We start from the raw sequence: 5,440 nt of genomic DNA, 5'->3' as shown, positions 1-5,440 counted from the left end.
GTGATAATTCAAGATAACGGCCCCATACACAAATCCCTAGATGTCCAACAAAAATGGTCCCAGTGGGAAAGCCAGGGATTGTATATTTTCTTTTTACCAGAATACTGCTCAGAAATGAACAAAATTGAACTGGAATGGCAACAACTTAAAAATCATGAACTGGTAGGAAAAATGTTTGAAGACGAACTAGATCTTGCCTACGCAGTAATTGATGGAATTGAAGCTAGAGGAGAACGAGGAGATTATACAACTAATCGCTTTAAATTTAGTTCCCGTTCCCGCTCTTAACATTTCTTTACTTACTTTGGTTTTTTTATGCCGACCTACTTATCATATAGCAATTCTATTTCGTGTGTGAAGGGGATTGATTTTTTTTACTAACCGCAGAGGGCGCAGAGGTCACAGAGAAAGAGAAAAGAGAGACATAAATGATTGATTTAACCGGAAAGGTAATTTTAGTAACAGGTGGCTCGAAAGGGATTGGTGCAGTGACGGTGCGGACTCTGGTTAATGCTGGGGCTGAGGTGATTTTGCATTACTTTCGAAGTCAGAAAGAAGCTGAAGCGGTAGCAGCAAGTGTTGCGGGCGATCGCTGTTATTTATTGGCAGCCGATTTGATGGTGGAAAATGCGGCCTCGATTTTGTGGCGAGATGCTTTAAAATGGCGCGGTCATATTGATATTTTAGTTAACAACGCGGGGATTATGCAGTCAGCGGGTATCGAGGACGAGTTCGATATTTGGTCTTCAGCTTGGCAGCAAACTCTACAAGTAAATTTAGTTGCCGTTGCCGATTTGTGCCGGGAATCTATTCTGCATTTTCAAACTCGCCGGGTCGGTACAATTATTAATATAGCAAGTCGCGCTGCTTTTCGCGGCGATGACCCGAATTATCTGCACTACGCTGCTTCTAAAGGTGCTATTGTTGCTTTAACTCGCAGCATTGCTAGAGGGTTTGCGACTGATAATATTTTGGCTTTTACAGTTGCACCGGGATTTGTCAGTACAGAAATGTCTAATCAGTTTATTCAGGAGTTCGGTGAAGCTGATATTATTCGCGATATCCCGATCGGCAAAATCGCTCCTCCTCAAGATGTTGCTAATGTTATCGCGTTTTTAGCATCCGGTTTGGCTACGCACGCTACCGGGACTACGATCGACATTAACGGAGCCTCTTATGTGCATTGAGACAATTACTGTAAAATACCTCTCAAGGCTCACGCTGACATCTTTTAAAACCAACTAATTTATCACTTTAGCAAGACGCTAAAAACATCATAAATCATTTAGGGTTAGATAAAAAGATAGTCTGAGGAAATTTGATTATGACAACCGATAATGGTAGCAACACAAAACGAGTTGCCATACTCATCGAAAATGGAGTGGAAGATTCGGAATTTTTAGTTCCTTACAACGCCTTAAAACAAGCAAATTTTGATGTAGTTGTCCTCGGTTCGCGGACAAACGAAAAGTATGCAGGGAAACAAGGAAAAGTTGCCCAGCAGGCTGACGGAACTACCACAGAAGCAGTACCCGCAGAATTCGATGCAGTGATAATTCCCGGCGGTATGGCTCCTGATATGATGCGGACTAATCCCAATACAGTACGTTTTGTACGAGAAGCTTTTGAGCAAGGAAAAATCGTCGCTGCTGTTTGCCACGGCCCGCAAGTTTTGATTGAAGCCGACTTGCTAAAAGGCAAAAATGCCACAGGTTTCTTGGCAATTAAGACAGACATGATCAATGCCGGGGCTAACTACATTAACGAAGCTTTAGTAGTTGACGGCAACTTGATCACTTCCCGCCAACCGGGAGATTTAGCAATATTTACCACCGCAATTCTGGCTCGCCTCGGTTACGGCGGAAAAGAAGTCGGTTTGCCAGAAGAAACTGACACAAATGCAGAATGGTGGAAATTAGCTAATGGTTGGGGAGGTTCTACACAAGGCGACATTGTTAAAGGTTTGAATACCGCCCTCGCAGGGGAACGCTATGCTTGCGAAGCGTTTCAAAATTATGCGGAAAAAACGCAAGATAGCGATTTGCGATCGCTCTTGAGAGAAATGATTCAAAACAAACAGAACCACATCCTCGCTCTGGAAAAACGCCTCAACGATTTTGGTGAAAAACCCTCAATTCCTGCCCAAATTGCTGACAAATACGCTAAATTAAAAGCTTCGATGCAAGGAACAGATGAAACGTTCTTACTGCGGAGCACTCTCGGTGAGTTGCAAACCGGTGTTGTCGATGTCAACAACCTGCGGGTGAAGTTCACAGATCCCGTATCAACTGCCATTTTGACAGAGATAGAATCGGATTTGTCTAAGTGTGAGCAAGCCGTTGCTAAACTCTACCGCGCCCGTGCAGTTTCCCAGGAAATTAAGTCGCCTAAACCTTCAACTAGCCCCGCTGTAAAAATGTAATCAGCAAGGGGATAAATAAGTTTGTAGTTTTGTTGAAAGGTGAAAAATCGCACCAATATCGCAACTACAAACTTGCTCTGCAATCCTACAATATACGCCTTTGCGGTAAAATAAAACCCAACACTAAAAAGCAGATATTCAACTAACTGCAACGTGGAGGGTTTTATTTTTGTTTCAGCCCCCCGGATACATCCGTAAAGTCGCTTTCTTCAATTCTTCAATTCTAAAATCAAAAATCAAAAATCAAAAATCAAAAATCAAAAATCGATTGATTTGTCCCCTCTTCCTTTAGACAGGAGACACCTGGGCTATAAATGCGCTACTGTGTTGCCAATATTTTGATGAGGAAAAAAAGGCTGTGGTTCCCTTACGCGATGAAAATCCCATTACTATCACTCCCTATGTCACCTATGGGCTGGTTGCGGCAAACATATTAGTATTTTTGTACGAACTCAGTTTGGGCGATCGACAATTAACCCAATTCTTCTACTCTTGGGCCGTAATTCCTTGCCAGTTAAGCAATATGTGTCGGGTTGCTCTGCCAGTTTCGCCATTTCCCGAATGGACGACACTAATTAGCTCCCAATTCCTGCACGCAGGCTTTCTTCACATTGCCGGAAATATGTTATTTTTGTGGATTTTTGGCAACAACGTAGAAGACCGTTTAGGACACGTCAAATTTATAATATTTTACCTTACTTGCGGCGTTTTAGCATCACTAACTCAGTGGTTTTTTTCCTCAACATCTGCCATTCCGTCCCTAGGTGCTAGCGGCGCGATCGCAGGCGTGATGGGAGCTTACATTCTCAGATATCCCCAAGCCAAAGTTCTGACACTGCTGCCCCTGGGAATCTTTTTTACCACTGTCAGAGTCCCCGCTTTCTTCTTTCTAGGATTTTGGTTTGCACAGCAAGCATTGAGTGGCTTGGCTTCCTTGAATGCCCCGGCAAGTGTCGGCATGGAATCCGGGGGAGTTGCCTACTGGGCTCACGCCGGCGGCTTTGTTTTCGGCGCTATTCTCGGCCCTTTGTTGGGATTGTTTTCGGAGGAAAATCGGATTTAATTTTTCACCGCAGATGAACGCAAATAAACGCAGATAAACTACCCAGAAAATCGGCGTTTATCTGCGTTAATCTACGGTTTCAAACCTCTTATTTGTCTTAAAGCTCGGTGCTATGCTTGGCTCTTTGTTGGCATTGTTTTCTGAAGATAATCAGATTGATTTTTTCACCACCGTGATATCATGTCCGATCGATTGAACGCGATTAAAGGCCGGGGCGGGTTTACAGATTTTCCCGTTTCTATTCAATATCTTGGTGAACCCGCCCCTACAGGAATCATGGTTAATCGACCGGACATGATATGAACCAAAATTAACGCAGATAAACTGCCAACGAAATCGCCGTTTATCTGCGTTTCTCTGCGGTTTCAAACCTCTTATCTTTTTAGATAAACGTGAAATCAAATTCCGAAAGAGAAGAAACCCCAGTTACACCATTTAACTTCGCCAAAATGCGAGAATCGCCGCCAGTGACGTTATTGCCATTGCCGTCATAAATAATGTAAGTATTGCCGCCGGAATCGTAGGCAAACAAGAAAGCACTTCCTCCCAGAATATTTGCAGAAACAGTTGTCTGCACATTCAGCAGAACTTGGGTGTTACCGCCCAGATTCGCAAATCCGGGGGCAAAATTAAACTGATCGGCGATCGGCACACCGAGACCGTTAAAATCAGTAATCACATCGTATCCGCCCGCTGCGATCGCAGCCTCGATCGCCGCCGAAGAAGCCGCATCAAAAGCCGGCCCACCTTGTGCAGGGCTGGTATAGCGGAATTGATTGCCGCCGCCGCCCCCCGTCATGGTATCTGCGCCGAGGCCTCCTACGATCACGTCGTTATCCACACCGCCATTAATCGTATCGTTGCCGCCTTGACCATCAATAGTATCGCTGCCCGCCAAACCGTCCAAATTGTCCGGCAAAGAACCCCCAACTAAATTGTTAGGCCCGCTATCTGCAGGCAAGATTTGAACGGTGATAGTACCTACGCCCGGAATTGTCCCGAATCCGTCGCTGACGCTGTAGGTGAAAGCAGTTGTACCCGCTACGTTGCCGGGGATGAATTGGACTTGAGAGACAAGATTTACAGCTATCCCCAGTTGCGGTGTGCTGACATTGATAATGTTGAGCGTCCCTTTTTGCGGGCTGGAATCGTTGGCCAGCACATCAATGAAAGTGGGCAGCGAATTATTCGTACTCGTAAATACGATGCCGTCATTGACAGCAATCGGCGACAGGGTACTTGGAACAGTTACGGAGGTATCGAAAGAATTGATGTTAATCGCCACTGACGCTGCTGCCGTGCCGCCTTGGTCGTCAGCTACGCTGTAGCTGAAAGAACCGGCTGGCCCGATCGCGTTTGTTCCAGGTTGGAATTTCAGCCCGAGTAAATCCTGAACGGTTAACTTTTGGTTCACGGCGATCGGGTTCGTACCGGTAATTACCTGACCAAAAGTAGGATTGGGAAGTCCGACTACCGCGATCGACAGTGGATCGCCCTCCGGGTCGCTAGGTGCCGAAATGCTCAGAGACAGAGGCAAATTCTGCAAACCAGTCACCGTCTTGCCCGCTTCCACGATCGGCGGCTGGTTAGGAGTCGGAGATGTAAAACTCGGCGGAGTCGGCCCCCCGCCCAAAGGCGGAGGAGTTGGGGTTGTCGCAGTTGGAGTCGGGACGATCGAAGGACTCGGACTCGGAGTTGTCCCGCCCGCAGTCGGAGTCGGACTCGGACTCGGACTCGGAACCTGTGTCGGCAATGTCCCCGTTGTGGGACTCGTGGTTGTCCCTGTTGTGGGACTCGTGGTTGTCCCCGTTGTGGGACTCGTGGTTGTCCCCGCTGGTGTTGGAGTTGTGGTCGCTGGTGTTGGAGTTGTAGTCGCTGGTGTTGGAGTTGTAGTCGCTGGTGTTGGAGTTGTAGTCGCTGGTGTTGGAGTTGTAGTCGCTGGTGTGGGACTTGTG

Annotated in this window: 5 protein-coding genes; 4 read left to right on the top strand and 1 reads right to left on the bottom strand. The window is 46.5% G+C overall.

All coding sequences use genetic code 11. From position 1 onward, the window contains the following. From QUB10_RS31130 to QUB10_RS31115, 4 genes are all read left to right on the top strand, one after another. On the top strand, window positions 1-288 hold a 288-nt coding region (locus QUB10_RS31130), incomplete at its 5' end, for a transposase (RefSeq protein WP_333207015.1). Window positions 289-428: 140 nt separating this feature from the next. After that, window positions 429-1,187, top strand: coding sequence for an SDR family oxidoreductase (locus QUB10_RS31125; protein ID WP_333207014.1), 759 nt, complete (start codon window positions 429-431; stop codon window positions 1,185-1,187). 137 nt (window positions 1,188-1,324) lie between these two features. Continuing rightward, complete coding sequence (locus QUB10_RS31120) at window positions 1,325-2,422, top strand: DJ-1/PfpI/YhbO family deglycase/protease (protein WP_333207013.1); 1,098 nt, start codon at window positions 1,325-1,327, stop codon at window positions 2,420-2,422. Window positions 2,423-2,780: 358 nt separating this feature from the next. Further along, window positions 2,781-3,485 carry a rhomboid family intramembrane serine protease gene (locus tag QUB10_RS31115; protein WP_333207012.1) on the top strand — a complete coding sequence of 235 codons (705 nt, stop codon included), beginning with the start codon at window positions 2,781-2,783 and terminating at the stop codon, window positions 3,483-3,485. Window positions 3,486-3,867: 382 nt separating this feature from the next. Here QUB10_RS31115 and QUB10_RS31110 read toward each other — a convergent pair. After that, window positions 3,868-5,440: Ig-like domain-containing protein (locus tag QUB10_RS31110; protein ID WP_445300808.1), on the bottom strand; the 1,573-nt coding region annotated here is incomplete at its 5' end.

Source organism: Microcoleus sp. B5-D4, assembly GCF_036705145.1.
In the GTDB taxonomy this organism is placed as follows: domain Bacteria; phylum Cyanobacteriota; class Cyanobacteriia; order Cyanobacteriales; family Microcoleaceae; genus Microcoleus.
The sequence above is the reverse complement of the archived record's forward strand: the minus strand, read 5'-3'. Positions and strand labels throughout refer to the sequence as shown.

Excerpts from the sequence above, each read along its gene's own strand:
- QUB10_RS31125 (WP_333207014.1), top strand. The coding sequence starts at position 429 with ATGATTGATTTAACCGGAAAGGTAATTTTAGTAACAGGTGGCTCGAAA.
- QUB10_RS31120 (WP_333207013.1), top strand. The coding sequence starts at position 1,325 with ATGACAACCGATAATGGTAGCAACACAAAACGAGTTGCCATACTCATC.